Genomic DNA, 24,983 nt, shown 5'->3' with positions numbered 1-24,983 from the left:
TTTCGTGATTAGTGTAACAAAGATTCACAAAAGAAGAAAGAAAACGGCTTTATTAATCCATTGTACCTGTCCTGGCAATTGTATTCTTTACTTGAACATCAAATTTAGCATTCATATATAATTCTTTCCATTCCTTTTGTGTCATAGGCTTACCTCGGACATGAGCCATATATTCATTCCCAATACCTACTGGATCCACTTTCTTTTCTTGGAAAAATAAAAGGAGTTTCTTAATTTGTTTTTCCATTTCTTGATTAACTTTTTTCTCGATGAACTTCATGTTAGCTGTTTTTCCTAACTCTAAATAATTGGTGGTTTCAAGCAACCTCGAATCCATTTTAACTTCGACTTTAAAGCGTATGTTCTTTTTGTCCACTAACTTAATTTTTGTATTGCTGCGCAATGTATCAATACTTAAAAACAATTTGTTATATACTTCCCCAAAAGACTTACCACCTTGGGTGTTGATGATATTCGAAAATTCTTCGCGATCAAACTCTAATTCCTTGGATCCTGTTCGATATTCATCTGTTAACAGTTTTAAATAAAAGAGCTTATCATTACTTAATCTTGCGGCCAGTTTATCATCATTAAATAAGGCAACTCCAGAAATCGCTACCTTGTCTTTTTTTACTTGTAAGATAGGCAGTACAGGGTCCTGTCCGTTATCAAAGAATTTATGATTAAATTCATGAAGTGTCGGCGATATTAAAAGTTCCCTTTCCACATTCTGTCTAATTAAATTGTATAAATAGGTCCCAATATTCACTTTAATTTTCTTCTCGTCCATTTTAATGATGGAGGATGCGTCTTCTTCAGCAATTGTTAAATAAACCATGTTTCCAACCGTCGGATCACGATTAAGAGCATTGACAAGCTGAATGATTCCTTTTTCGGCCAACTCTTTACTATAAATGACACACCGGAGCTGACCCATTTCAAGTCTTTGATCAATAGCAAGATTTTCCTCCGCTCTTAACGTTTGGAGGGTATTGGCATTTGCAGAGATTACGTTGGTCATAACTTTTGCCATTGGATCAAATTTTGATACTGCAACAGTTCCATTAATTTCATTTTCCTTCTTTAAATCAAATCCTATTGCAGTAATCAGTCCCAATCTTTCCAATTGTTTTGTTTCTACTCCACAGCTTGTTAGTATACAGAAGGAACTAATTACAATAGCAATCTTTAGCCATTTACTGCGTTTCTGCATGTTTATCCCCCCTCCTTTTAAACCATTTTTTAATAAAGACAATCATAGCAAGTAGGACTGGATAGCAAAAAGCAAAGTAAAAACCTAACTTTGCTACAACATCCGTAATCGTATTCATTTGGTATCTAGACTTAATAAGGAAGGTAGCTGCAAAGGTAACAATCGCAATAATCCAAACACCCGATTTTTGTCTTTTCTCTAAAATTCGAGAAAAGCCCTTTGAAGCAGCCCAAAGATAGAAGCACATATTAGGCAATATAATGAGCATCCAAAAGGAAACTGCGATAAATTCAAACCTTTCCAAGTTAGGTAGTCGAACAATCTTAAACATCGATAATACCGGCCAGATTGTTTTTTCTAGACTATTAGAAGCGAAGAATACAATAGAAATGAGCGTTGCAAGTGTAAATATAATTGTTGTAAACAAATTCCCTATCTGAACAAAAAGCATTGATTTATGTTTTTCCTTTACAAATGGATAAACAAACATGATGATTTCAAAACCCAGCATAGAAAGTGTTGTACTCTGAGCACCTATCACTAATTGTTTCGCATTTACATTCAAAATTGGGAACAAATGTGTAAAATCACCAAATTGTAATGGTACAAAAAGGACTATTACCAGCCATACCGTGCCAATAACAGAAAAAAATGCAACTCCAACGATAACTCTAATTCCACCATAAACAGCATAGATAACGATCAAAATAAGTACGAGTGAAAGCTGCCAAGTCGGCAACGTCGGGAATATCCACACTTGAACAATCTCAATGTAGTTCATTAAAATGATAAAAAAAGTGGATGTCATATAAATCATGTAAATAAAATTCAATGATTGTCCTGCCCATTTTCCAAATACATCAACATGAATGCCATATAAATCGGCACTGTCATATTGCTTAAGCATCTGGACCATAAATAGTAGGACAATTGAGGTTATCATCCCTGCTAAAAAAACTGAAATCCAAGCGTCATGCTTTGCTACTAAATAAACTACTCTTGGAAGCCCGGCCAATCCTACTCCTACCTGGACCGAGTGGATGATAAAAGAGAGCATAAATGCATTTACCAATAATCCTTCTTTTGGATGTAAATTCACCTTCATTTTTGTTCGCTCCTATTCATCTACATCCTTTTTTTGTTTCGCTTTCTTTTTAGGAAAGCGCTCCTTGTCCTTTGTTCGATTGGTTAAAGGGCGAAATGAAAGATATTGCGGTGGCAGCTTGAAAAAACTATATCCAATATCCTTTATTCTAGCTGGATAAATAGGCGTAAGATATGGACCGCCAATTGTTTCCAGCCGGAGCAGGTGGATAATGAAAAAGCAAAAAGCAATCATAATCCCGATGCCTCCCCATAATCCGGCCATCAATATAATCGGGAAGCGTATGAGTCGAATGGCTGTACCCATTAAATAACTAGGGGTTGTAAATGAACCAAGAGCACTTAAACAAAGGATAATAATTAAGATATTGCTAGTAAATCCTGCTTGAACAGCTGCTTGCCCAATGATAATACCTCCAACGATACCGATTGTCTGACCGACTTTTGTCGGCAGCCTAGCCCCTGCCTCCCGTAATAATTCAATTACAAATTCTAGTAATAGTGTTTCAAATACCGGTGGGAAGGGAACTCTTGCCCTCGACTCTCCTAACGACAGGAGCAAAGGGGAAGGGATTACTTCATAGTGATAGGTCAAAACAGCAACATATGCAGGTGTAAGTAAAACAGAAATGAAAGTAGCCACTAGCCGCAGCAACCGTAAAAACAACCCCATGTTCCAACGCATATAAACATCTTCTGTTGATTCAAAAAAGGCGAAAAAGGATGTTGGACCATAGAGAGCATCTGGGCTCCTATCCATTAATACGGCCACTTTCCCCCTATATAAAGCGATTGAAATACGATCAGGAAGTTCTGTCGTCATTAACTGAGGAAAAACGGTCCAGCTGTTGCTCTCAATGTACTGACCAAGGACAGTTGTCCCAGGTATGTAATCCAATTCAAGTTCGTTCAATCTTTGTTTAAAGGTGTTTACTATTTGTTCATCTGCAATTCCCCTGATATAGACAATCTTCGCTTTTGTTTTTGACCTTTTACCAACTGTTAAGTCTTCTGTACATAAATCTTCATCCTTTATGTTATTCCTTAAAATATTTATGTTGCTTTGAAGAGATTCTGTAAAAGAAATCTTTGGGCCGTAAACAAGTGATTCTGTTTCAGCTTTTTCAAGCCCACGTACAAGGTTTTTACTAACATCTGCAAGGATTCCATAGGGCTGCCCTTCCGAGTAAATATACACTTTTCCCTGGTTAATTCCCTGAACAACTTCACCTAGCTGATTAACAGCATGGATTGATGCCATAGGTAACACTTTTGAAATCCCTTCACATGACCATTCTATTTCCTTTTGATTCATAATGGATTTAATTACGACTTCATCGAGTTTTGTTGAATCGATTAAACTGTCTATCAGACAGAAAATGAGTTTCTCCCCGTCCCTTTTTAACGTCCTAAAGACAAGGTCCGCACCAACATTCAATTCCGTTTTAAGCTGTTCCTTCAACTCTTCCAAGTCTAAGCTATGAACCTTTGGTGTCTCTTCTGCTTTTTTTCCTGATAACCATTTAAACATAGGCAACACCTTTTTACTTTCAATTTTTTTTAGCATTACCAAAACAGCTATTTTTACCCATAAAAAACAGGGCGACAAAAAGGTTTTATGAAATGGGAAGATATGATATTATGAATGAGTATTCATTCAACAAACAGAAAATTTAGTCAACTAAACAGAGGTGTAATAATGCAGCAACTCGGTCAGCTTTTGATAATTGAAGGGCCAAATCATAGTAAGGTTCCCTTTTCGCGAAGCTTGTATATTCATAGTAAAGATAAGGTACTCATCGATACTGGAGCAGCCCCCGCCGAACTTCGGGCATTGAATGTTGAGCATGGGGTTGATCTGATTATCAATACCCACTACCATCCCGATCATACCTTGCATAATCATTTGTTTCCCAATGCGGAAAAATGGATTAACCCATTAGAATTTGAGACCATTCAATCAATAGAAGGAATTGCTCAAGGAAATGGAGTTTATCAAGAATGGGGTCCGGATGGGGTTGAAGCATTAAGGAAGCACATGCCTAAGGAATGGGTGCAAAACCTCGGAGAAATTTCGGGAACCTATCTATATGAGCAGGAATACAACTTTAGTGGAGTGAAAGTAAACTTTCTTCATACACCAGGTCACACGGTGGGATATTCCAGTCCCTATTTCCCTGAGTTAGGTGTCATCTTTGTTGGGGATTTTGATATGACTTCCTTTGGACCATGGTATTTTGGTACGGATGGGGATATCAATGCGTTCATTGCTTCCGGTAAACGACTAATAGAGTTAGAAGCAGATACTTATATTACAGGTCACCAAAAGGGTGTGTTTACGAAACAGGAATTTACTGAGGCAATGAACAAATTTTTAGCGATAATTGACCAACGTGATGAAATAATCGAAAAGTATGTACGTCAGGGAATGAATTTTGAAGAACTGACAAATATCGGAATTTTCTATCCAAAAAAAATACTAAGCACTATGATTTTGAGAACATGGGAACGGAGTGGGATACGGAAGCATTTGCAGCGACTAGGATATACGGTTGACGAATCATCGGAAATTTTGTTGGTAAATAAATAGGATGATGCATTGGCACCATCCTGTTTATTATTCAGTGTAATACATTAAGGCAATCGCCCCAGGTCCAGTATGAGTACTGATGGTGGGCCCTGTATAATCAACTGAAATATCTTGATACCCGGTTAAATCAATAATAGAATCTTTTACTTTTGCAGCCAATCCCTGTGCTTCGGCATGAACAATTCCAACACCGCGAACGGTTTTCCCTTTGACATCCTCAGAGAATTGTTTAGCAAGCCATTTAACCACTTGAGAATGACTGCGAACCTTTGCCACTGGATTGTACTCGGCACCTTCAAGCGAGGCAATCGGCTTGATATTTAGTAACGAGCCAATAAAGGCCTTACCCTTACCAATCCGTCCGCCTTTCACCATGTTCTCGAGTGTATCAATCATAATATATAGTTTCGTGTTTTCGCAGACGGATTTAAGTCGATTAAGAATTTCTTCCATGCTCTTGCCTTGCTTAGCCATTTCAGCCGCTTCTTTCACTTGGAATTGAAGAGCAATGGAAATAAATTTGGAATCTAGGACTGTTACCCTCGTCTTTGTCATCTGTGCAGCACTTTCAGCAGAGCGGACAGTTCCACTCATTTTTCCTGTCATATGGATCGATAAAACCTCGTAGCCTTCTTCACCTAGCTTGTCATATACTTCAAGAAAGGTACCAGCGGAAGGCTGGGAGCTTTTCGGTAATTCATCTAAACTCTTCATGGTTTCCATAAATTCAGGAGGTTGAATTTCAACTCTGTCTAAGTATGTTTCGCCATTTATAGTTACGGACAAAGGCACCACGACAACACCTAACTGCTCCGCCTGTTCTTTTGTCATGTCCATGGTAGAATCGGTTACTATCTTAATTTTGTTCATATACTCACATCCTACGGTTTACTCCTTTGTATTATACAGGTTCCCTGTTCTTTAAGGATTAAGTCCGTATAATTGTGTAAAAACAAAATGAGTCAAATTAGTTCCTCATGGCTACAATGTTATCAGCGACGAAAACAATGAGGAGGAATTAATTTGACCCAGTTTCAGTTTAACCTAAATATTGAGGATTTAAAAGATTGTATTATGAAATCTGATATCGATGCAGTTGTTAAAGCGTCTGTTGTCCTGGTTCTAAATTCAGTTATGGAAGATGAAAGAGATAAGCATTTAAACGCTAGAGCTTACGAGCGTTCTACTGACCGACGCGACTACCGGAATGGTTATTATGAAAGAGATCTCATTATGAGTATTGGAAGAATCACCCTAAGGGTACCTCGTACACGTAACGGGGATTTTTCTCCATCCGTATTTGAAAGGTATGCCCGATGTGACCAAGCACTTGTCCTTTCTATGTTAGAAATGGTAGTGAATGGTGTATCTACCCGAAAAGTAAAGAATATTGTACAACAGTTATGTGGGGAAAGTTTTTCAAAATCACTTGTTTCCTCTCTAACAGAGAAACTTGACCCGATTGTAAATAAATGGGCTAATAGGCCAATTAATACGATGTATTATCCCTACATCTTTGCAGATGCCATGTACATTAAAGTGAGGGAACATAACCGAGTGGTATCTAAGGCTGTTTATATCGCAACTGCCATTAATGAAAAAAATGAGCGAGAAATCCTGGGGTTGAAAGTAGACCACTCTGAAAGCTATGAGGCTTGGCAAAGATTTTTTCAACACTTACAATCACGTGGTCTTCAATCACCAAGATTAATCATATCAGATGCACATAAGGGCTTAAAAAAGGCAATTGGCACAGAGTTTGTGGGAACAACCTGGCAGCGCTGCACTGTACATTTTAAAAGAAATATCTTTAATCAATTACCAAAAAAAGATATGGACGAGGTAAAAGCGGCATTAAAAGGGATATTTAATGTAGTAAAAATTGAAGATGCTAGGAAACTTAAGGACGAGTTTATGGAGAAATATGAGGAAAATCCAAAACTAGAAAACGCAATAAATACATTAGAAGAAGGCTTCGAAGATGCCATTCAATATTTGAATGAACCTACTAAATATCATCATCATATACGTAGCACTAATTCCTTGGAACGATTGAATCAAGAAGTTAGGAGAAGGGAAAAAGTCATACGGATCTTTCCAAATACACAATCAGCGTTCCGATTAATAGGAGCTGTACTAATGGATATTGCCGATGAACAAGCAAAGAAACCATCTATGATAGGGAAAAAGTAGGAGTAGGAGCGAAGCGCGCGAAATTTTGATGGTTTGGGAAGGGGGTACCCCCTTCCCAAACCATCAAAATTCATAATAGCTATTAAACATTGTAATCATGAGTAAATTAATTTACACAAAATCTAGGACTTGACTTCTTTAAGGTATAAATTCCCCTATTTTCATGAAATTAATTGTGAAAATTAAAAGAACACCGGGGTATCCAGTGTTCTGAAAAGTTATGCGTTATTCTTCAATTCTGTTTTTTTAAACAAAGCTTCATAATCAGGCCATTTGATACCCTTTTTCAAATACTCTTTAAACGAATAGCATTTTTTCGGTTTCGTCTCCTGATAAATAGCAGTAATAAATTTCTGTAAACGGAGTTGGATCATAAATGCATAAGTGTTGCCTTCCTCCAATAAAGGAATTTCGATAACTTTAACCTTCTGTCCAACCACATTTTTGAACTCTAGGCTTTTGTATAACAAAATATCAATCCTCTTTTTCACCCGTTTGTCTATATTATACACCTTAACCTAATCGAAAGGTGTCAAAATCCGCTTGGTTTTTAAAATATGTATATATAAATTCATTCCAATTTATAAAAAAATAATAAACCATGCTTTTTAGATGGATTGACAATAAAAACGACCCTCAGAGAAATAAACCTCTGAAGGCCAAATAGTCCATTATTTATGCTTCTGCAAATTCTTCCTCTTCATCTTGAAGCTTTTTCAATCGTTTCTTGTAGACAAACTTCGATAAGTTGATAGAGATTTCATATAACAGTAACAATGGCAGCGTAACAACAAAGTCTGACATGAAATCTGGCGGTGTAATAACAATCGCAATTATGATTAAAACGAAATACGCGTATTTACGAATTTTAGCTAATACAAAAGGATTAATAATACCGAGTGAAGTTAGGAACATTACTACCGCTGGTAACTCAAACAGAACACCAAACGGAAGGGTCATATTCATAATAAAACGGAAATATCGATCCGCAGTAAAATTCGTTACAAACATATCTGCTCCCATTGAGACTAAGAATTCAAGCACCATTGGAAAAATGATAAAGTAACCGAAAGAAAGCCCAATAATAAATAAAATAAACAATGCCGGTATATACGATAAAGTAATTTTTCTTTCAATAGGCTTAAGTGCTGGCTTCACAAATAGCCAGATTTGGCTTGCCAAGACCGGGATGGTACCTGCAATGGCAATAATCGTCGCAATCATAAAGTAAACCCAAATAATATCGCTTGGTCCAAGTACGATCAATTTGACATCAAGGTCTCGAACTAACCAATCGTAGATATCAGTCACGTAAATGAATCCAACAATGAAAAAAACAACAAACGCGACCGCAGATATAATAATCCTTTTTCGCAATTCATCTAAGTGATCAACTAATTGTAATTCTTTATCTTCCATGTATTTCCCCTGCCAATTTCAATGGTTGAAAATAACTAAACACTCTTACCAACATTTTAATAGTCTAAAAGAAAAATGAAGAAAAAAAGGTGCAAGAAAATATCTTACACCTTATTTAGTCAATTTTTGCTTTTCCTCATCTATATCCTTCATTACATCATCCGTTAATTCACGAGTTGATTTTTTGAATTCTTTCAATGTTTGTCCGAAGGCGCGTCCAATTTCAGGCAACTTCTTAGGTCCAAAAATAATAAGGGCTAGAGTTAAAATAAGGATTAATCCTGGTATTCCAATATTTGAGAACATTGATTTACATCCCCTTTAGTTAATTATCTTTCTACTACGATTATAGTACTGAACAACAGTTTTGAGTAAAATATCCGCAATAATTCATATTAATTTCACATTATCTAAGAAAACTTATCTAAATGTGATTTTTTGCATTTATTTCTCTACCATTTACTCTTAACAATTTACCAAGAACCACACCTGAAGTCAATGTAAAATCCTATTTCGAATTGTATAAATATTTTGACAATTGGTTATTTACCATTTATAATTTCATCAAGAGAAACATATACTATTTTAAACTTATTACGAATGGATGTGATGAAGATGGAATTTTCACTCAGTAGTTTTGATGGAGCCCTGCCAGTTGAAGTAACCATCGATGAAGATAACGGCAGGTATATGATTCGCAAAAGTGACAGCAGCGGGGAATATTTTAATAGCCCTAATGAATTAATTCAATGGGTGAAAGCACATTTCCACGAGGAAGACTTCTGCCATCCAGATGAATTCAGAGGAATGCTTGATAAATTAGCAGATTATGAATTAAACGGATCCTACTTTTAAAATGAAAGAAGCATCAAAGCGATGCTTCTTTCTTTATGAAGCGATGTTCCGTGCTTCACTCATTGCGATAATGATTTGACGAACTTCTTCTGCCATCTCTTTATAGTCTTTATGGTTATGAATTATAGGATCGATTCGGTAGCCAATGGTTACTTTAATTTGAGCAGGCTTTATTAACCGCCCATTCTTCTCAAAAATATCCGCAGTACCTTTAATAGCAATTGGTACAATTGGCACTCCCGCGTCTTGTGCTAGACGAATACCTCCCACCTTAAAGGGTTGGACAGGTCCTCCCTTGCTTCTCTTACCCTCAGGAAATATAACAAGTGAATGACCTTCTTGAAGCAATTGAACACCCTCTTTCATGCTGTTAAGTGCTTGCTGGTGATTCTTACGATCAATAAGTATACAGTTAATCGTGTTGAGCCACGAAGATAGGATAGGCAATTTTTTTAGCTCTATTTTTGAAACAAAACCGAAAGGTTTATCAATGGTACCAAGCAGAACAGGAATATCAAAATCGCTTTCATGATTCGCAATGAACACAACCGGTCCCTCCGGAATCAACTCCAAACCCTCTACCACTACCTCTGAGCCTGTTAATTTCATAAATTTCTTAGAAAATTTTTTTGGATATTCATGAGCTAGCTTATCACGTTCCTCAACGGGTAAATGACTCGCTTTCTTTATTCTTGCTAGCTGCGGAATGCTGTAGATTAGAAATCCGCTAATATACAAAAAGCATGTGATCAGCCTAAACATGATTGCCTCCTTTTTACGTTCTAAAATATTATAAAGCAGGAGAGTTAAATTTGTTTAGGTGAAATGATATTTTTTTTAAAATGAAAAAGACAGCCAAATCATTGGCTGTCTTTTACTATACGATCATAAATTCTAAATTCATATTTGTAGGGATTTTTCTCATCCTTAATGCCTTTTTCACTGGAAATAAACTTCCAATCTAGTTCATTGAACTCTGGGAAATAGGTATCTCCCTCGAACTTTTCGTAAATATGTGTTATGTAGAGGCGGTCTGCATGTTCAAAAGTTTCTTTGAAGATTTCTGCACCGCCAATTACAAAAATTTCATCATCCTGATTTCGGCAATATTCCACAAATTCCTCCATCGAATAGAAAATTGTTACATCATTGCTCTTATAATCTAGCTGACGAGTAATCACAATATTTTCTCTGCCGGGAAGTGCCCGGCCAATAGATTCGTGCGTTTTTCTGCCCATTGCAATCGGGTGTCCCATAGTCGTGCGTTTGAAGAATTTTAAATCCTCCGGTAAATGCCACGGCAATTGATTATCCTTGCCAATGACTCTGTGTTCATCCATTGCTACAATAAAGGATATCATACGGAGACTACTCCTTTAATATGTGGATGTGGGTCATATCCTTCTAGCGTGAAATCTTCAAATTCAAATGAGAAAATATCCTTAACGTTTGGATTGATTTTCACTTTTGGTAATACCCTTGGTTCGCGCTCCATTTGCATTTTCACTTGTTCCAAATGGTTTTGATAGATATGAACATCACCAAATGAGTGTACAAATTCACCTGGTTCTAAATCACAAACCTGAGCAATCATCATGGTCAATAATGCGTAAGAGGCAATATTGAATGGTACACCAAGGAATACATCTGCTGAACGTTGATACAGCTGACAAGATAATTTCCCATCGACTACGTAAAATTGGAACAAGCAATGACACGGTGCTAACGCCATTTTATCTATTTCTGCAACATTCCAAGCATTTACAATCAGTCTGCGTGAATTAGGATTGGTTTTAATTTGATGAATTAACTCACTAATTTGGTCTACTGTTGTTCCGTCGGCACCGGTCCATGAACGCCATTGATGTCCATATACTGGCCCTAGTTCGCCGTTTTCATCAGCCCATTCGTTCCAAATTCGTACACCATTATCCTGCAAATAACGGACATTGGTATCTCCATTTAAAAACCATAGCAGTTCATAAATGATTGATTTTAAGTGTAACTTTTTTGTAGTTAATAAAGGAAAGCCTTCTTGTAAATCAAATCTCATTTGATAACCGAAGGTACTAATCGTCCCTGTTCCAGTACGGTCTCCCTTTTCATGACCATTCTTCAAAACGTGCTCACATAGTTCTAAATATTGCTTCAAAACTGACACTCCCTTGTTCATACATATGTTTTTCATTTTACCATATTAAGAGCATTAGTGTAGCCTTTGAATAAAGTCATACGTCTGAGGTGCGAGCTCTTTTAAGTGTAATTTTGTTTCGTCATTTAAGTAGTACATGGCAAAGGTTTCAGCAAAGTATTCCTCAGCATGCAGAATAAAATAAGAGTTACCAGGGAACAATATTCCTCTTTCTGCCTCCCAAACCGATTGGAATTCTTTATTTTTACTAATATTTTGGAATACTAGATGATCAATCGAATGTGCAATTTCATGTAACTCTAAATTGAAAGAGCCGTGGCCTTTTCCCTTTTCGCTGTGCCCTATTTTCACCAAAACCACCTGCGAGCCGCCAATTCCAGGTACTTCATCCCACGTGGTTTGTGAGTTATACCCTCTTGGTACCTTCCCTGCTAAATATCTAGCTGTTTGATTATCGGTTAATTTTCCAGTAAACAGTTTAAGGTTAATGTCTTGTTCGTTAATTTTCTCTAAAAGACCTTCAGGCAAATTTGCCATCCTAGTGATAATTCCAGCAGCCGCTTTTTCATCAAAAAACCTTTTTGGTAATAAAATCATTTCGTTTAATTGTCGGAGCGAGGATTTATTATTAATTAATTGATAGAGTTCGGAGTTTTTTGGATAATCACCGAGCTTAATACTATCAAAAGAGGCTTGTGAAGTGGTAAACATCGATAAAAACAATCCAGCTATGATGGAGGAAACAACCCATTTACGCATATTATAATCCTCCTAGCAAATTAGTCCTTTACTAGAATTATAACATGGTAGATTGTGCGGGATAATTGGTAATTAATTGGTGGGAATCGTTAAACACAAAGAAAATCTGCCCGAATAGGACAGATTTTCCGACAAACTCTATACTTCTAACCCATAATTACGGCAAAGTGCGGCTAATCCTCCTGAAAATCCACTTCCAATGGCGTTGAATTTCCATTCGCCGTTGTGACGATAAAGCTCACAGATAACAACAGCTGTTTCCACCGAGAAGTCCTCACCAAGGTCAAAACGGAGAATTTCACGATTGGTTTCTTCATCAAACAACCGGGCGAATGCATTAGAAACCTGTCCAAAATTTTGGTTCCGAGCGTCTGCTTCGTGAATCGTTACAGCAATCGCAATACGGTGTACATGTGGAGGAACCTTGCTGAAATCAATTCTTATCTGCTCGTCGTCCCCGTCACCCTCACCTGTGCGGTTATCACCTGTATGCTCTACTCCTCCAGAGGAATGAGCTAAATTATTATAGAAAATAAAGTCTAGGTCTTGAGTCACCCGTCCATTGGCATCGGTTAAAAATGCAGAGGCGTCAAGGTCGAAATCTTGACCGCCATGATAGCGGTTTGTATCCCAGCCTAGCCCGATAACAGCCTTTGTTAGTCCCGGATTTGTTTTCGTAAGATCAATTCTTTGTCCTTTAGATAAATTGATGCCCAACTATCTCACCTCTTCAGAACGTAATAGTAGAAAGGAACAAGCAAAGCCTGTTCCCTAAAGATTAAGAATAACTACGCACTACTTCACTTAAGCTTGCAGCGTTTGTACCAGTTCCAACAGCTGCAAATTTCCACTCTGTGTTGTGTCGGTAAATTTCGCCAACCACTAAAGATGTTTTGCCGCTGTAATCATCTGATAGGTTATAACGAATCATTTCTTGACCATTGGATGGATTCACCACTCGAATAAAAGCATTACGAATCATCCCGAAGTGCTGTTTTCTTTTTACACAATCATAGATGTTAACAACAAATACAAGTTTCTGAACATTAGCTGGAACTCGGCTTAGTTCTACCATTACTTGCTCGTCATCACCGTCTCCATCACCTGTTAAGTTGTCTCCAGAATGCTGAACGCTGCCGTCTTTGCTTTTCAAATTACCAAAGTAGATAACGTCATTGTTGTTTTGAATCTTATCATTTGCACCTAGCATAATAACAGAAGCATCACAGTCTACATTAGCACCGCCGCCTGCTCCTCCGCCGCCAAACAATCCGCCGAAGAGACCGCCGCCTCCGCTCTTACCGCTTTGAACTGGGTCCCAGCCTAAACCTACCATGATTTTAGATAGTCCTGGATTCCCTTTTGTTAAATCTACTCTTTGACCTTTTTGTAAGCTTATAGCCATAACTTTCACCTCATAAATAAAATTTTTATAGTTAACAATCAATTAGTATTGTTGTTTCAATTTTTTAAAGTTGTCCTGCAGTTGTTCTAGACGTTTTGTTCCTTCAACGCGCAGGCGTTTGTTTTCTTCTTCGATGGCTCTTGTTTCCTGCATTCCTTTAATAATAATGTTCCAGGATTCTTCGATGGTCTCGATTTTGATGCTTGGACCTCCTGCAAGTCTTGCAATATCTGTGCTTTGCTTTGAAATGTTTTGGGCATTTTTCAGTAGCATTTCATTGGTACGCCGATCGAGTTCACTCATCGAATCAGCAACAAGCTTTTGTCTTTTTGCAGCAACCGCCTGAATGAGCCCGTTTTTAAAGATTGGAATCGTTGTTACGAAAGCAGAATTAATTTTTCCAATCAACTTTGTATTTCCCCGTTGCAGCAAGCGGATTTGCGGTGCTGTCTGCAATGATACCATCTTGGCCATTTCAAGGTCATAAATTCGCTGCTCTAAAGCTTCAATCGAATTTCTCAACGTATCCAATTGCATCGAAGCAATCTGATCACCTGCAGCAACACGTGCTTCGAGCTGCGGCAGCTGATTGTTTTTAAGTTCTTCAACCTTCATTTCACCTGCAACCACATACTTTTCAAGGGTCAGATAGTATTGATAATTTTGCTCATACATTTGCTCTAGCATTTTGGTTGAATCAACCATTTCATGCTGATACTTGGATATTTCCACGTATACCTTATCAATTTCAGAGCCCATGGTTTGGTACTTTCCAAAGACCTTTTCAATCATCTTTTCACCCTTTTTGAAGAGCTTTCCAAAAAATCCGGTTGAAGTTTTTTGAAAGTCCTTTGGGTCGAATTTATCCATTATTCTGGTGAGCTGCTTCAGAAGCTCTCCAGAATCCTCAACCTTTGTCGTCCGCATATTACCTAAGATTTGATCAGAGAAACGGGAGATTTGCACAGCAGGCTCTTTCCCAAACTCCAAAATTTTTATTTGGTCTCGCTCATCTATAGACCTTGCGAGGTTCTGAACTTCTGTTTCCTTCCTGAGGGCAAGCTTAATGTCTGAAATCTTTGCTTCACTTAGTGTTTCCTCTGTCATTAAGTTTGCAGATTGATTTTGTGGTAGATTCACTAGTTAATCTCCCCTTAAATTTTTTATAATTCCTTGAAAGAACTTTCTTTTGAGTTTGAAAGGTTCTTTATACTCTAAGTCAAAAACCACATCCTCAAGCCAGTGCGTATCAAATAGATTTTCATGAAGGAAATTTTCAATATCATTATGGCCTGGCGGATTATATACGATAATATCGATACCAAATTGGTTTAATAGCAGGATAAGGGCAGCGTCTGATCTTGATAACATACCGCGGCATTCATTGTTATAAATGATTAACTTTGGCACATGCTGTGAATAATCAAATTTCTCCATCAACTGGATAATTTCCTTTGGGGTAAACATAGCCTGACTAAATAAATAAATGCTTACCTCTTCCATGCTTTCCCCTGGTAAAGACTTTAAACCCGGACGCTCACAAATTCGTCGAATCGCATTCGCAATCCCCTTTTGTAACCCAGTCGGTAAGAATGAATACGGCCAATAATGTGCCTGCATCATCATTTCCGGGTTCAACAATCCATCTCTGCCAAGTGCGTTCCGGTAGTGAAAGCGAAAATCATTCGAGCTTGACCATGTAAAAGGTAATTGGCGAATCAGCATACTGTGTTCGAATTCTGTAAGGTTTTGAATTCGGTCCCAATACTCTTTACGATTTTTACTCACACCCTGTATTTTAGCAAACAGGGAAGGAATTTTGACCTGTCCATTCTCTACTTCAAAGCCGGGCCGAACCATTGCCATTTCTTTTCCGAGTATAAATAATTCATCATAGGTTGTTTTTAAGGTAATGGAAGATGGAGTATATTCCCTTAATTGCCACGGTTTATATAAACCTGAGCCTTCCTGATTGAGAATCGTCTCAATCTCTCTTGAGGCACGATATGCAACAGTGGTTTGACGATTTCTTTTCTCTTTAGGAAATGGTTCCGCTTGTTGTTTATTTGGATAATGGTGCGTAAAAATTTCCTCACCTAGATACCCATGTAAAACATCCTTGCCTTCAGGATGAAAGATAACCAAATCGCAGCCAAGTTTCATTAAATAATACAGAAAATAAGGCTGACTTCTTTTCATATCGCCGTACCATAAGAATTTAGGCATTTCCTTTTTAAGATCAACGGTATCTAATAAAGGATTTAAGTGGTTCATCGACCATTTAATGACGTCAACTAAAACCCTTCTTAGTTCGTGATTTTTTAACCCGTCTTTTTCGCGCTGGGCAAAAAGTTCGAGCGTGCTGATCATCGCTTCCCTTACTTTTCGATGAATAGCTGGGATACTTGACTTATACAACAGCCGTTCACCATCAAGAAAAGCGGTAAATCGATTGATTGAAAGCTTCTGTTCTTGACTCATATTCAATACCTTTTGAATCGATTGAAAATGCTGATTATCCATGTTTTTATTTAGTGATTCTTCACTTAATAAATGTAAGCGACTTTCAGCGGAAGACACATAATCAAAAAGCTGGTTATAGTACTCATCACTATCAATTGGAATTCCGAGGAATTTCGCTAGTACTTGACCAATCTGTATACTTCCCTGCTCTATTGAAAATCCTGGCCGTTCTGACAGGGGCATTTTAAGCATATCAAGCCAATTTTCAAATGTAAGGGATACGGGTCGAACATTCATTTGGTTGTATGGTAAATTCATTCATAATCCCTTCCCTCATAAAAGCGAAAGATTTTTTGTACGTCACAGTTAAATTATGTAAGGGTATTCTTTACCATCATATCACAGTTAAAAAATTGGTTCATTGTTTATACGAAAGTAATCGTAAAATGTTTCATTACTATGTAGAAAAAAGCAGTTCATTTTCCCCAAAGTATTTTCCTCATTTTTCACCTTTTTCCTTGTCCTTACATATGATTGAGTACTTAGATATAAGTAGGTGACTAAATGAGGTTTTTATACAAGCGGCCAAGAATGGAAGATGTTAGCGAGGAATTAAGTATCATTATGAATTTAATGGTGTCGAAAACCTTCGTTATGATCGATTTGTTTTGGTTATGCTTACTCTTTACTCTGTTTCTTTCTCCCGTTCTTGCCAGTATTAGTATGTCTATTTTGTTTTTTTGTGGTTCTTTTACTCTGTTTTGTTCAATCTATTTTTACTTCTTTTACCCATATATAAAAGATAGTTAAATACTGAGTGTTAAAGCCTTTAGGAAATGCTGGAGTATTTCTTCACCAGCAGCAACACCGAGCTGGTTTGTCAGCGTGACATCAGCTGGTCCCTTCACTTTAAGGAGCTCTCCATGACTTGGGACGAATCGATAGCGGCAATTCTTTATAAAATCCCAGTCTAAAATAGAATCACCTGCGCCCGCCATTGCTTCCATTCCTTCTCGGTTACAAATAAACTCAAGTGCCTTCCCTTTGCTAATGGCAGTTGGAATAAAATAGAGTTTTCTCCCCTGAAGGCTCATTTTCCATCCATATTTGGCTGTAAGCCCACGAATTTCTGTGAGTTCTGATGGGGTCGGAAGACAGTTTAAAATATAGTAAAAAAATAGGTTATCAGCCTGCTTTCTTTCCCCATCCAACATAATTCCAACCATTTCTAATGCAAGGAGTAACTCTTCCTCAGCTGCACTTCCACTTTTCAACTGAAACATTAATTGTTCAGACCACTCTTTTAAAGGTTCCCCATTATACAAAATATGTGCTCCATTTGTTGTAATCGCATAGGACAATGGTATTTCATTTTTAAAAATAACAAAACGTTTAAATTGTTCTGTTGTTCTCGTTGTAACCGGTATAAACAAGCTGTGCTGGTTCACTTCTTTCAATATTGAAAAAGCAGCTTGTGTCATATATCCTGCCCATTTTCCCTGATTCATTTCAACTGGCTTTAACACAAGATTCTCTGGCATTCCGAATTCTTCAATTGCTCGATCGGAATACATCAGTGTGCGGTCAAGATCCGATGCAATTATCATTTACTAATCTCCTTAACCGATTTAATTAACCCCATACACAAATAATTCATTCTAGGATATATCTCTACCTCTACTCCTTTTTCCTCAGCAAGCATGAGAATATGTCTCACATAAGGACTTGAAGGATCGCGCATGAGGATTTTCCATGGGACTCTTCGAAGCAGTACTCTTGTTGTTTCACCGACGCCTGGTTTGATATAATTCGTGCTTCCTATTTCATATTCAGCTTGAATGGTTTTAACATCCTGCATACCTGCAAATCCTGCATTCAATTCCTCGTATACCCTTTGTAAAGCGGTTTTCCCTGCTTCTTGGCTGATGGCGGAAAATTCACCAGCAATTAACTCAATAAAATCATTTGATACATCGCTTGGAAGAAGCTCACGGTAATACTTTGCTCCATGGAAATCGTTTTTCTCAATATAATTGTTGTTTAATACCGTTCGGCTTACAAGGCCAGAGACGGTCGAATTTAAACAAGCACTTGGAATGAGAAAGTCTTCTCTCGTTCCAAAAAGCGTCGTACATTGTCCAGGGTCGGCAATGACTGCAAGTTGATCATCAAGCTGGATATGATATTTTTCATAAAATTCTCCGCACGCCTTTGTTAATTCGAGTGAAATGGCCCCTTTTCCTGTCCAGCCATCCACGAACTGAATGTTACCCTCTGGGTGATTTTTAAGGATATAATGTAGTGCATTCTCGTCAATACCTCTATCACGGATAATGGAGACACTATAATGAGGTAAAGATATGCCGTAGCGGAATTTAATATATCTTTTAATTAGAATTCCAACCGGCGTTCCTGCCCTGGCAAGAGATACGAGGATGGCTTGATTACCCTTATTTCGGTAGATTTGCTCGGCCACAATACCCACGCATAGTGCGACTTTTGATTTATAATCATTGGCAGTACTCCAAAACAAATCCACATATTCCTTTGGAGGCTGGTATTCTATCGGCAATGATTCACTATAATGCTGACCAGATTGAACTCTCATTTCACGATTCACAGTGGAGTCTTCAAGCTGAATAGAACTTAAATCCTTTAATAGAAAAAGAACATCATCCTCAGAATAGCTTCCCATTTTAGCAGGTTGATTGGTTATCATCGACATTCTTTCACCACCCCTATTATCCTGAGAAAAAGACGATTTTGATCGACTTTAACTGTAATGTTTCCACTTGTTTTAATAATGGATGAAGCTTCTCAGCCTCTACTTCCCTTTCAAAAAAGACAAATAATTCATCGTATTCACCGGGAGGAATATTGTAAACAAAATTAGCCACATCCTGATCCTCAGGATTAGGAAAATTGATACCGTGTCTTGCCCCATACCCATCGATGTCTTGAATATATATTGGACTTCTAGTAGTAGATTGGTAGAAGACATTTTCACCCATTGCAGCAGCCAATTTCATCGGGATATACATGAATTCCCCGGTCCCTAAACATAATGTTTTCAATCCTGTTCTGTGTAGTCTCAACTCAACGGCAGCATTATTTATCTTCTGATTAAGAGCAGTGTTTGCAATGCTTTTTATCCCAAAGCGGCCAGTTTCTTTGATATAGGGTATCTTATTGTCAGTTCCGGCATGTTCCTTTTCAAAATATGTGGATAATGATACTACTTCCATTGCTGTTTTTAGTCCAATGTGTGCCCCAGGATTCTTTTCAGAAGCTTGAAGCATTCCAATCTCATTTACATGAATCTTACCACTCATTAAGCTTACGACATTTATATGGATCCCAAGTGTTCTTTCAAGTTGTTTGAATTTTTGTTTGTTTTCCTCAGATCGCCAGTCTAATATAGACACGACGGTATAATCCTTCCTTGGAAACTGGGAATGGATGGATAGGATAATATTGATTGCCGTTTTTCCAGTGGTCATTTCATCATCCACTAAAATAATTTCTCGCTGATTATCAATCATGTCTATCGGAATATAGCAGCGATGTGAGGTAGCATGAGAATGCTCTTCTTCAAAGGTAATAGAAGGTATTAAATTATCTAATGATTCTCTTGTTGTGTGAAAATACTCCGCTTCTTCAAAGCAATCAAAAAAAGCATGTCCAAGTGAAGTAGCCGTCTCTGCAAATCCAATCACAACCGGGTTTATAAACTTAGGGATAAAAGAAACACTTTGAAAATCTGTCTCTTTTTGACCAAATGAATGGACCAAACTCTCTATTAATGGACAATTCAATTTTTTTATACTTTCAGCATATCTAGCTGCAAGTAAAGCAGCTGTTAAAAGACCTTTTTGCGGTTGTACAGGTAGATGTTTTCCGAGAACCTTACTAACAAACAAAAACGACCGTTTTTTATTAATTCTTGCTGCCATTATAAACAGTTCTTCAAGAGTTAACCGATATGGATTAGCCGTTACTTCAATGTCAACATTAATTTTGTCAAGAATTGTATACGTATACGTCTTTTTTGATAAGGTCGATATTTGTGTATCCTTCATGTAGCACCCCGTAAAGCTTTGATTTTAAAATGGTCTTTTTCGCCCAAAACAAATGAGGCTTAACTTCATTCATTTTATTGGAAAAATTACTTTTCCTCACTCCATTTTCCCTTTGATTTGCATTAACAATTGAACAGGCGTCAATATATTCCTCGTATGTTACCACGTTAAGTGCTTGCACTGCTTTAATATGAGTTGGATGAATAATAGTTTTTCCTGTAAGCCCGTTAGCGACATCCATTAACACTTCTCTAATTAAACCATCCATATTCTGGTCAATTAATTCAGCCCGCCATTTCAAGCCATCATCCCCATATCGTTCGCGAAAAGGAGTCTGTCTAAGCTGCGGTTTTAACATCCTTGGTTTAGATGAGAAATACTCCCAGACCGGTCCTGAAATCACATAAGGACTTTCTGAACGTTGGAAAACATTTATAATATCTGTTATGCAATCTCGTAAAACAGCAATCTCATAAACAGTGGTATCCACACTTCGGCGAATTCCATACAATCCACAAAAATCTGTAGCCCCTATTCGAACATTTAAGATATTTTCCTTATAGCGGTCAAGGAGATTTTTTATTGCCATTAATTCAGTCATTCTTGTTTCTTTATGTATTATTTTATCACTTTCCAGAATAGGCATGGCATAAAAAGGCTTGTGGTCTTTGTGAATTCTAACCACCTCTGCTAATAATTCACCACCAGACTCTGCATTAAATTTCGGTAAAACCACCCCCGTTAACAACTGGGCAGCATCGCCTAATTGTTCCTTGATTCTTTTAAGCTGCTCAATATTCCGAATACGGATAAACACTAGAGGCAGGTCGTCAATGGTCAAATATTTTTTATTGATTTCACCCTTTAATTTTAGGAGTTCCTCAACAAGCAGCCTTTCCGCTTTTTCAACCTCCATATCACCAACGGCGTCTTCTAGGTCAATTACAAGGGAAGTTAGACCTTCATGCTTTTTTGAAAGAAGATCTTGATGAATATTTGGACGAGTTGCCGGCATGTATAGAGTTGCACCAAGTCCATAGGATAAAAGCTCCCGATCACTATATTTGTTAAAGTCCATTGGCTTTTGAAAGAATAAAGCCTCAAGCTCATTTTCATAAAAATAGGTAAAATGCTTCATTCTAAATGACTCCTTTAATAAAAAAGAATGGGGACTGACTTTCGTCTGCTCCCCATTTTATGTCGTACGACCATAATTATGATTCTTTGCCCACTTCTTTCTTCTTGTTCATGAAATGAACAACAAAAGTAGCTCCAAATACAATTAGTAAAATAACAAAGAATGTGATATGGCTAACATGAATTCCGAAGACACCGGCAAACATCTTTGCAGATATTAGTAGAATCAAAATATATGCTGATGTCTCAAGCTCTGGAATACGGTCGATTAAAGCCAAGAATACTCCGGCAACACCACGCATCATAAGAACCCCAAGCATACCGCCAAGCAACAGCACCCAAACTTCATTACTAATTCCGAAAGCAGCTAGAACACTGTCAACCGAAAAAGCAATATCCATTAATTCTACTGCAGCAACAGTTCCCCAGAAGGTTCCAAATAATCGAATGAGCAAGCCCTTCTGGTTAATCCCGTGCTCTTCTTCTTCTGATTCTAATGCCTGATTGGCTTTCCGTTTATCAATAAAATATTTAATTGCTAACCAAGCAAGATAAGCAGCTCCTAAAACTTTAACCAATGTAAATTTAATTAAATATACCCCTATTCCAATTGCGATAAAACGGAATATATAAGCACCTAGTAACCCATAAAAAAGTGCTCTTTTACGCTGTTCTGGCGGTAAGTGTTTTACCATTACTGCTAGAACAAGAGCATTATCGGCTGATAGTAACCCTTCAAGAATTACTAAGGTTCCAATTAATCCCCAGTTAACCGGATCTGAAAGAACCTCCACCCAATGCTGCCAGTCAAAAAACAATGAATATGTTTCAATAATACCTTCCCACATTAAAAAAATTCCTCCCGGATGTATATGTTTTCGTTCAAAGACCCAGCTAACGCTGGGTCTTTATTCTAGATGTTATCCTACTTGTAATCCGAAGTCTGTAGCAAGAGCTGCTAAGCCGCCTTGATAGCCGCTGCCGATTGCGCTAAACTTCCATTCCCCGTTATGACGATATAATTCGCCGACAACAACTGCTGTTTCGATAGAGAAATCTTCACCTAAATCATAACGGATCAATTCTTCACCTGTTGATTCATTGAAAATACGAGCATATGCATTAGACACTTGACCAAAGTTTTGGTTTCTAGCTGCTGCGTCATGGATCGTAATTGTGAAGGTAACACGTTGAATGTTAGCAGGTATTGCTGTTAGATTGATGTTTACTTGTTCATCATCACCATCACCTGCACCAGTACGGTTATCCCCATTATGTACAACTGCACCATTTGCACCTTTTGGATTATTGTAGAATACGAAGTCTGTTTCGTTTGTAACCTTGCCATTTTCACCTAATAAGAAAACGGATGAATCGAGGTCGAAATCATTTCCGCCATCATATTTGTTCGTATCCCAGCCTAAACCAACTACTACATTTGTTAACCCAGGATTCGTTTTCGTTAAATCAACTTTTTGACCTTTTGATAAACTTATTGCCATTTTTTCATTCCTCCATTTTAGGTAATAGTCTATATACGAGATTCTCTAGGAAAGGTTTCAATAATGAAAAAAATTTTTTAATATTATTTCGCAAATCATTAACTCATCCATTTTGGCGGGGTATTTTTATCCCAATAGATAGACCCTAGCTCATGATGGCTCTGAAAACCGTCATGATAGGTATGGTAATGAAAATTAAACCAGTAACCAGCTTGAGGTGGATTGTCCCTTCTCACATGAAAACGAAGAACATCCATATTTGTTTCACGATTTTTAATATTAAAGATTTTTTCTGATTGCCCCTTGCCAGGAGTCTCTGTAATAGCTAAATTTAATAAATCCTCCGTTGGGAATTGAGCAGCTGTTTCTTGCAAAGCTTTTTCGATATTTGGCATAATGATTTCCCGAAACTCATTTTCAATTACAGGTTTAATCCTCGTACCAAATTTTTGATAGGATTGCAGCTCGGCTTTCTTGATCAACTCTTCGAGTAATTTTTCCTTATCTACTACTTTTTCTGTTTCAAAAAAGCTGTTTTCCTGAGCATAGCCTCTTAACAGCGCAGCTTCAATCGTATCTCTCTCTGTAGGTTTCTCAGCATTCACGTTATTTATTAGTTGGGTAGGAGTAATAAGACCAAATGTTAAAATTGAAACGAGTACTACAAACGATTTACGAATCCATTTATTCATCTATATTTCCCCCTTTGTTCCTGGAAGAATTGGGTTAATTTTTCCGATATATTTTAACTCTTACCAATTATTATACTTCTTTTGGCGGCAAATTGGAAAAATCATTTCTTACAGAATGATAGAAATTCTTATTTTTCTAGGTAACCAAAGTGAAATTTAGCGGTCTTTCTCTTTAATACGTGGAAACTAAATTTTTCAAATCGTTTACTTTTAAAGTGGTCTTTTAACAAGACTCTCTTTTTTGATACTCTCAATGCCTCTTCTATTGTTTCCTCATTCAAATCATCGTAAAGAGCAATATGCCCCAACGCCCTGATCCCATCTGATTCAATGATAGACTCATCAAACATCGGGTCAAAATAGACACAATCGACGGATTTATCCGGCAGAGATTTTAAATAGTCCAGTGCATGACTGTGAATAACCTTTATACTAGCCATCGCTCTATTCATATCGAAAATTTCCGAATCCCAGGTTTTCAGTCCTTCCTTGACCAAAAATGCCAAAAACTTTTGAGCCTCAGTGCCTGTCACCATCCCTTCATCCCCCACTAAGTAACTTGCCACAATCGAATCTGAGGCAAGACCCAGTGTACAATCCAGGAAAGTCATTCCCTTGGTAAGTTGTGCTGCTTCAGCAAAGGGGTCGTGTTCACCGTTTGCCAGCCGCTTGATTCGAAACATCGCTGAATTTGGATGGAAAAAGAAGGGCTGCTCCTCTCCTAAGGAAAATAGTTCAAGCCTTTCTTTTCCTGCAACAATACACTCACTGTTTGTTTCTATTTGTAACGTCTGAATCGACTTTTTTCTGCGCGGTATGTATAGCACTGCTAATTTATCTGCTATTTCTATTGCCTTTTCAATCATTTGCTCATTGGTTCGTCCTGCCGTCGTGACAAACATAACAATCAAAAACCTCCAAAAAAAAGGACGTCGAATGACATCCTTTTAGCAATTGGCATTAAATGCAGCCTTTAAATTATCCATTATGGATTCCATAGGCATTCCTTCAATATCATACCGTGGAATAAAGTGAACCACTTTATTTCCCTTTAATAATGCCATTGATGGTGATGAAGGCTCAATTCCTTCAAAATACTCACGCATTTTTGCTGTTGCTTCTTTATCTTGTCCAGCAAATACCGTTACAAGATGATCAGGCTTTTTCTCGCTTGTTAATACTGCTTGTGTGGCAGCAGGACGAGCAAGTCCAGCTGCACAACCGCAAACTGAGTTTACAACAACAAGCGTTGTGCCACTTGCACTTTCCATATAATTTTCAACTTCTTCAGCGGATGTAAGTTCTTGAAATCCTGTTCTTGTTAACTCCTCACGCATAGGTAAAACCATTTGTCTCATGTATTCTTCATAAGCCATTGACATTATAAAAACCTCACTTTCTATATTTGCAGTGTACTATA

Annotated in this window: 27 protein-coding genes; 3 read left to right on the top strand and 24 right to left on the bottom strand. The window is 37.5% G+C overall.

Features of this window, described 5'->3' with window-relative positions; all coding sequences use genetic code 11:
- Positions 1-52 precede the first annotated feature (52 nt).
- From ACN6MT_RS14630 to ACN6MT_RS14620, 3 genes are read right to left on the bottom strand one after another with little or no spacing between them, the layout of a single operon-like run.
- A complete protein-coding gene (locus ACN6MT_RS14630; RefSeq protein ID WP_419956346.1) occupies positions 53-1,213 on the bottom strand; it encodes a Ger(x)C family spore germination protein in 1,161 nt (386 codons plus the stop codon).
- On the bottom strand, positions 1,197-2,318 hold the full coding sequence (locus ACN6MT_RS14625) for a GerAB/ArcD/ProY family transporter (protein ID WP_419956345.1): 1,122 nt from the start codon (positions 2,316-2,318) through the stop codon (positions 1,197-1,199). The genes ACN6MT_RS14630 and ACN6MT_RS14625 overlap by 17 nt, the downstream gene beginning before the upstream one ends.
- Before the next feature lie 12 nt (positions 2,319-2,330).
- A complete protein-coding gene (locus ACN6MT_RS14620; protein WP_419956344.1) occupies positions 2,331-3,848 on the bottom strand; it encodes a spore germination protein in 1,518 nt (505 codons plus the stop codon).
- A gap of 168 nt (positions 3,849-4,016) precedes the next feature.
- On the opposite strand from ACN6MT_RS14620, the gene ACN6MT_RS14615 reads away from it, so the two are divergent.
- A complete protein-coding gene (locus ACN6MT_RS14615; protein ID WP_419956343.1) occupies positions 4,017-4,907 on the top strand; it encodes an MBL fold metallo-hydrolase in 891 nt (296 codons plus the stop codon).
- A gap of 27 nt (positions 4,908-4,934) precedes the next feature.
- Here ACN6MT_RS14615 and ACN6MT_RS14610 read toward each other — a convergent pair whose 3' ends face one another.
- Positions 4,935-5,777: a DegV family protein gene (locus tag ACN6MT_RS14610; protein ID WP_419956342.1), complete on the bottom strand. Its 843-nt coding sequence runs from the start codon at positions 5,775-5,777 to the stop codon at positions 4,935-4,937.
- A 153-nt stretch (positions 5,778-5,930) separates the two neighbouring features.
- Here ACN6MT_RS14610 and ACN6MT_RS14605 point away from each other — a divergent pair, with 153 nt between their 5' ends.
- The gene (locus ACN6MT_RS14605; RefSeq protein WP_419888493.1) at positions 5,931-7,100 is read left to right on the top strand and encodes an IS256 family transposase; all 1,170 of its coding nucleotides are present in this window, start codon (positions 5,931-5,933) and stop codon (positions 7,098-7,100) included.
- 218 nt (positions 7,101-7,318) lie between these two features.
- Here the strand turns inward: ACN6MT_RS14605 and ACN6MT_RS14600 are convergent, their stop codons facing one another.
- The 3 genes from ACN6MT_RS14600 to ACN6MT_RS14590 all read right to left on the bottom strand — a co-directional run bounded on the left by ACN6MT_RS14600 (position 7,319) and on the right by ACN6MT_RS14590 (position 8,825).
- Positions 7,319-7,570 (bottom strand): DUF2535 family protein, encoded by a 252-nt coding sequence (locus ACN6MT_RS14600; RefSeq protein WP_419956341.1) that lies wholly within the window; start codon positions 7,568-7,570, stop codon positions 7,319-7,321.
- Positions 7,571-7,775: 205 nt separating this feature from the next.
- Positions 7,776-8,519, bottom strand: a complete 744-nt coding sequence (gene tatC, locus ACN6MT_RS14595) for a twin-arginine translocase subunit TatC (RefSeq protein WP_419956340.1) — start codon at positions 8,517-8,519, stop codon at positions 7,776-7,778.
- Positions 8,520-8,630: 111 nt separating this feature from the next.
- The gene (locus tag ACN6MT_RS14590) at positions 8,631-8,825 is read right to left on the bottom strand and encodes a twin-arginine translocase TatA/TatE family subunit (RefSeq protein WP_045524138.1); all 195 of its coding nucleotides are present in this window, start codon (positions 8,823-8,825) and stop codon (positions 8,631-8,633) included.
- 309 nt (positions 8,826-9,134) lie between these two features.
- Here ACN6MT_RS14590 and ACN6MT_RS14585 point away from each other — a divergent pair, with 309 nt between their 5' ends.
- Entirely contained in the window at positions 9,135-9,374 is a 240-nt protein-coding gene (locus tag ACN6MT_RS14585) for a hypothetical protein (RefSeq protein WP_034677108.1), read from the top strand.
- A gap of 33 nt (positions 9,375-9,407) precedes the next feature.
- On the opposite strand, the gene ACN6MT_RS14580 is transcribed toward ACN6MT_RS14585, so the two are convergent.
- The 17 genes from ACN6MT_RS14580 to ACN6MT_RS14500 all read right to left on the bottom strand — a co-directional run bounded on the left by ACN6MT_RS14580 (position 9,408) and on the right by ACN6MT_RS14500 (position 24,945).
- The gene (locus ACN6MT_RS14580) at positions 9,408-10,136 is read right to left on the bottom strand and encodes a lysophospholipid acyltransferase family protein (protein WP_419956339.1); all 729 of its coding nucleotides are present in this window, start codon (positions 10,134-10,136) and stop codon (positions 9,408-9,410) included.
- A 98-nt stretch (positions 10,137-10,234) separates the two neighbouring features.
- A complete protein-coding gene (locus ACN6MT_RS14575) occupies positions 10,235-10,735 on the bottom strand; it encodes a dihydrofolate reductase (RefSeq protein WP_419956338.1) in 501 nt (166 codons plus the stop codon).
- A complete protein-coding gene (locus ACN6MT_RS14570; protein WP_034677114.1) occupies positions 10,732-11,526 on the bottom strand; it encodes a thymidylate synthase in 795 nt (264 codons plus the stop codon). Before ACN6MT_RS14570 ends, ACN6MT_RS14575 begins: the two co-directional genes overlap by 4 nt.
- 54 nt (positions 11,527-11,580) lie before the next feature.
- Positions 11,581-12,285 (bottom strand): anthrax toxin lethal factor-related metalloendopeptidase, encoded by a 705-nt coding sequence (locus ACN6MT_RS14565; RefSeq protein WP_419956337.1) that lies wholly within the window; start codon positions 12,283-12,285, stop codon positions 11,581-11,583.
- A 138-nt stretch (positions 12,286-12,423) separates the two neighbouring features.
- Entirely contained in the window at positions 12,424-13,002 is a 579-nt protein-coding gene (locus tag ACN6MT_RS14560; RefSeq protein WP_034677118.1) for a TerD family protein, read from the bottom strand.
- A 61-nt stretch (positions 13,003-13,063) separates the two neighbouring features.
- Positions 13,064-13,690, bottom strand: coding sequence for a TerD family protein (locus ACN6MT_RS14555; RefSeq protein ID WP_034677120.1), 627 nt, complete (start codon positions 13,688-13,690; stop codon positions 13,064-13,066).
- A 42-nt stretch (positions 13,691-13,732) separates the two neighbouring features.
- Positions 13,733-14,797 carry a toxic anion resistance protein gene (locus ACN6MT_RS14550; protein ID WP_052106444.1) on the bottom strand — a complete coding sequence of 355 codons (1,065 nt, stop codon included), beginning with the start codon at positions 14,795-14,797 and terminating at the stop codon, positions 13,733-13,735.
- A 36-nt stretch (positions 14,798-14,833) separates the two neighbouring features.
- Positions 14,834-16,471: a YceG family protein gene (locus ACN6MT_RS14545; RefSeq protein ID WP_419956336.1), complete on the bottom strand. Its 1,638-nt coding sequence runs from the start codon at positions 16,469-16,471 to the stop codon at positions 14,834-14,836.
- Positions 16,472-16,959: 488 nt separating this feature from the next.
- On the bottom strand, positions 16,960-17,760 hold the full coding sequence (locus tag ACN6MT_RS14540; protein ID WP_419956335.1) for a hypothetical protein: 801 nt from the start codon (positions 17,758-17,760) through the stop codon (positions 16,960-16,962).
- A complete protein-coding gene (locus ACN6MT_RS14535) occupies positions 17,757-18,878 on the bottom strand; it encodes a cysteine protease StiP family protein (RefSeq protein ID WP_419956334.1) in 1,122 nt (373 codons plus the stop codon). The genes ACN6MT_RS14540 and ACN6MT_RS14535 overlap by 4 nt, the downstream gene beginning before the upstream one ends.
- A 16-nt stretch (positions 18,879-18,894) precedes the next feature.
- On the bottom strand, positions 18,895-20,232 hold the full coding sequence (locus ACN6MT_RS14530; protein ID WP_419956333.1) for a phosphoribosyltransferase family protein: 1,338 nt from the start codon (positions 20,230-20,232) through the stop codon (positions 18,895-18,897).
- Positions 20,174-21,370, bottom strand: a complete 1,197-nt coding sequence (locus tag ACN6MT_RS14525) for an HpcH/HpaI aldolase/citrate lyase family protein (RefSeq protein ID WP_419956332.1) — start codon at positions 21,368-21,370, stop codon at positions 20,174-20,176. Before ACN6MT_RS14525 ends, ACN6MT_RS14530 begins: the two co-directional genes overlap by 59 nt.
- 76 nt (positions 21,371-21,446) lie before the next feature.
- A complete protein-coding gene (locus ACN6MT_RS14520) occupies positions 21,447-22,217 on the bottom strand; it encodes a TerC family protein (RefSeq protein WP_034677132.1) in 771 nt (256 codons plus the stop codon).
- 72 nt (positions 22,218-22,289) lie between these two features.
- Complete coding sequence (locus tag ACN6MT_RS14515) at positions 22,290-22,871, bottom strand: TerD family protein (protein WP_034677134.1); 582 nt, start codon at positions 22,869-22,871, stop codon at positions 22,290-22,292.
- Positions 22,872-22,969: 98 nt separating this feature from the next.
- Positions 22,970-23,563, bottom strand: coding sequence for a YpjP family protein (locus tag ACN6MT_RS14510; RefSeq protein ID WP_034677136.1), 594 nt, complete (start codon positions 23,561-23,563; stop codon positions 22,970-22,972).
- Between the two features lie 128 nt (positions 23,564-23,691).
- Entirely contained in the window at positions 23,692-24,465 is a 774-nt protein-coding gene (locus ACN6MT_RS14505; RefSeq protein ID WP_419956331.1) for a class I SAM-dependent methyltransferase, read from the bottom strand.
- 45 nt (positions 24,466-24,510) lie between these two features.
- Positions 24,511-24,945 (bottom strand): BrxA/BrxB family bacilliredoxin, encoded by a 435-nt coding sequence (locus ACN6MT_RS14500; protein WP_419956330.1) that lies wholly within the window; start codon positions 24,943-24,945, stop codon positions 24,511-24,513.
- Between the last annotated feature and the right edge of the window lie 38 nt (positions 24,946-24,983).

The sequence above is a fragment of the Neobacillus niacini genome (genome assembly GCF_048572935.1).
In the GTDB taxonomy this organism is placed as follows: domain Bacteria; phylum Bacillota; class Bacilli; order Bacillales; family Cytobacillaceae; genus Neobacillus; species Neobacillus niacini.
Note: the sequence above shows the minus strand (reverse complement) of the source record. Positions and strands in the feature narration are given on the sequence as shown.

Coding starts and splice junctions, on each gene's coding strand:
- ACN6MT_RS14630 (WP_419956346.1), bottom strand. CDS start 1,213: ATGCAGAAACGCAGTAAATGGCTAAAGATTGCTATTGTAATTAGTTCC.
- ACN6MT_RS14625 (WP_419956345.1), bottom strand. CDS start 2,318: ATGAAGGTGAATTTACATCCAAAAGAAGGATTATTGGTAAATGCATTT.
- ACN6MT_RS14620 (WP_419956344.1), bottom strand. CDS start 3,848: ATGTTTAAATGGTTATCAGGAAAAAAAGCAGAAGAGACACCAAAGGTT.
- ACN6MT_RS14615 (WP_419956343.1), top strand. CDS start 4,017: ATGCAGCAACTCGGTCAGCTTTTGATAATTGAAGGGCCAAATCATAGT.
- ACN6MT_RS14610 (WP_419956342.1), bottom strand. CDS start 5,777: ATGAACAAAATTAAGATAGTAACCGATTCTACCATGGACATGACAAAA.
- tatC (WP_419956340.1), bottom strand. CDS start 8,519: ATGGAAGATAAAGAATTACAATTAGTTGATCACTTAGATGAATTGCGA.
- ACN6MT_RS14590 (WP_045524138.1), bottom strand. CDS start 8,825: ATGTTCTCAAATATTGGAATACCAGGATTAATCCTTATTTTAACTCTA.
- ACN6MT_RS14585 (WP_034677108.1), top strand. CDS start 9,135: ATGGAATTTTCACTCAGTAGTTTTGATGGAGCCCTGCCAGTTGAAGTA.
- ACN6MT_RS14580 (WP_419956339.1), bottom strand. CDS start 10,136: ATGTTTAGGCTGATCACATGCTTTTTGTATATTAGCGGATTTCTAATC.
- ACN6MT_RS14575 (WP_419956338.1), bottom strand. CDS start 10,735: ATGATATCCTTTATTGTAGCAATGGATGAACACAGAGTCATTGGCAAG.
- ACN6MT_RS14565 (WP_419956337.1), bottom strand. CDS start 12,285: ATGCGTAAATGGGTTGTTTCCTCCATCATAGCTGGATTGTTTTTATCG.
- ACN6MT_RS14555 (WP_034677120.1), bottom strand. CDS start 13,690: ATGGCTATAAGCTTACAAAAAGGTCAAAGAGTAGATTTAACAAAAGGG.
- ACN6MT_RS14550 (WP_052106444.1), bottom strand. CDS start 14,797: ATGACAGAGGAAACACTAAGTGAAGCAAAGATTTCAGACATTAAGCTT.
- ACN6MT_RS14545 (WP_419956336.1), bottom strand. CDS start 16,471: ATGAATTTACCATACAACCAAATGAATGTTCGACCCGTATCCCTTACA.
- ACN6MT_RS14540 (WP_419956335.1), bottom strand. CDS start 17,760: ATGATAATTGCATCGGATCTTGACCGCACACTGATGTATTCCGATCGA.
- ACN6MT_RS14535 (WP_419956334.1), bottom strand. CDS start 18,878: ATGTCGATGATAACCAATCAACCTGCTAAAATGGGAAGCTATTCTGAG.
- ACN6MT_RS14530 (WP_419956333.1), bottom strand. CDS start 20,232: ATGAAGGATACACAAATATCGACCTTATCAAAAAAGACGTATACGTAT.
- ACN6MT_RS14525 (WP_419956332.1), bottom strand. CDS start 21,370: ATGAAGCATTTTACCTATTTTTATGAAAATGAGCTTGAGGCTTTATTC.
- ACN6MT_RS14520 (WP_034677132.1), bottom strand. CDS start 22,217: ATGTGGGAAGGTATTATTGAAACATATTCATTGTTTTTTGACTGGCAG.
- ACN6MT_RS14515 (WP_034677134.1), bottom strand. CDS start 22,871: ATGGCAATAAGTTTATCAAAAGGTCAAAAAGTTGATTTAACGAAAACG.
- ACN6MT_RS14510 (WP_034677136.1), bottom strand. CDS start 23,563: ATGAATAAATGGATTCGTAAATCGTTTGTAGTACTCGTTTCAATTTTA.
- ACN6MT_RS14505 (WP_419956331.1), bottom strand. CDS start 24,465: ATGTTTGTCACGACGGCAGGACGAACCAATGAGCAAATGATTGAAAAG.
- ACN6MT_RS14500 (WP_419956330.1), bottom strand. CDS start 24,945: ATGTCAATGGCTTATGAAGAATACATGAGACAAATGGTTTTACCTATG.